General features: G+C 42.7%; 2 protein-coding genes. Both read left to right on the top strand.

The window, feature by feature from the left end; genetic code table 11:
• Positions 1 to 51 precede the first annotated feature (51 nt).
• A complete protein-coding gene (locus BUF15_RS26480; RefSeq protein WP_084554648.1) occupies positions 52 to 822 on the top strand; it encodes a type 2 periplasmic-binding domain-containing protein in 771 nt (256 codons plus the stop codon).
• Between the two features lie 197 nt (positions 823 to 1,019).
• On the top strand, positions 1,020 to 1,370 hold the full coding sequence (locus BUF15_RS26475; protein WP_143170918.1) for a LysE family translocator: 351 nt from the start codon (positions 1,020 to 1,022) through the stop codon (positions 1,368 to 1,370).
• Positions 1,371 to 1,427: the final 57 nt, after the last annotated feature.

Below are 1,427 nucleotides of genomic sequence, written 5' to 3'. Positions count from 1 at the left end.
ATCTCACCTTTGTTTAATGATTATAGTTGGTTAAATAATACACGATTTTGATTGGATCTTCCCTATGATTGTGAGTTTTTCAACATCCTGCTAATGATGCTGGTAGCTCTACTTATGATTGCGCTACCATATCCGAGTTTCACCTTTGAAAAGATTGTGTTGATCGGCTCAGAAGATACCAAAGCATCATCTACCGGAAGGTTGCTCAACTTGATCTATACTGAAGTATTTCGGCGGCTCGGTTATGAACTCCAATATATTGGTTATCCTAATGAACGTGCAAATTTGATGGCAGAAAATGGAACGGTGGATGGGGAAATTCAACGCGCTGCCAGTTATGAGAAGGTCTCAAAAAATCTCCTCAAAGTTGAAGAACCGAGTTTTTCAGTCAGCGTGGCCGCATATGCCGTTACTCCAGGGATCGTTTTGGATGGATGGGAGAGCCTGAAAGATACGGACTATATCGTTGAATACAGACGTGGATCTAAAGTAGCCGCAAGTGCGTTGCCGACAGTTGTCAAACCAGAAAATTTATCAACGAGCTCGACAGTGGAACTGCGGTTGAAGAAACTCATCGCAGGACGCACCGATATCTACATTGAACAGGAACATGTTGTCGAGGAAACACTTAGCAAATTTGATAAAGCAGGATTCGATCATTCCACCATGTACCAGGCTGGCATCATGTGGACGGGGTACAGTCATTTATACATGCACAAGAAGCACGCCGCGCTTCTTCCGAAAATTACCGAGGTTTTGAAAGCCATGAAACATGAAGGCTTAGTCGAATACTATAAAAAAACCGCCGAGAAGGCCCAATAAATATGAGGCTTGTCGAGCTCGGGATGCAAAACGTAATGATGCCAACAGCCTGGAATGCTCTCATTCACGCCAAGGTCAGGATTGGCGCATTGGATTCACCCTGAATTTCTGCTTTTTTCCGGCTCACTCATTCATCAGATACACGGGTGATTTTCCCGTTTGACTATCAGAAAACAGTTCGGGTAATGGTGAAGCAAATGTACGAAATCCAGAATTATTATGGCTTCATAATTGCTATCTGTTTATTTCAACTCTTTCCAGGTGCAGGGACGATTGCTATACTTGGGGCCACCGCGACTGATGGCTCAAAAGCTGGCATGAGCGCTGTTGTAGGTACCCTGTTAGGCGATTTTATATACATGTCATCTGCAGTTTTGGGCCTTGCGGCCATTCTTAGCTCTTATCCAAGATGCTTTGCTGTTACTCAATATCTCGGGGTCATGTACTTATGTTCTTTAGGCCTGAAATATCTCTTTTTACAAGAAAGTACTAACGCCTTTCATAAATCCACACTGCTGTCTCGCAAATACATGTGTAATACCAAATAAATAAAGGCTCGGAGAGCTTCTTGTGTTATAATGAAATTGCGAAATGTCATTCAAATA

This window comes from Desulfopila aestuarii DSM 18488, assembly GCF_900143695.1.
GTDB classification, from domain to species: domain Bacteria; phylum Desulfobacterota; class Desulfobulbia; order Desulfobulbales; family Desulfocapsaceae; genus Desulfopila; species Desulfopila aestuarii.
Note: the sequence above shows the minus strand (reverse complement) of the source record. Positions and strands in the feature narration are given on the sequence as shown.

Excerpts from the sequence above, each read along its gene's own strand:
- BUF15_RS26475 (WP_143170918.1), top strand. The coding sequence starts at position 1,020 with ATGTACGAAATCCAGAATTATTATGGCTTCATAATTGCTATCTGTTTA.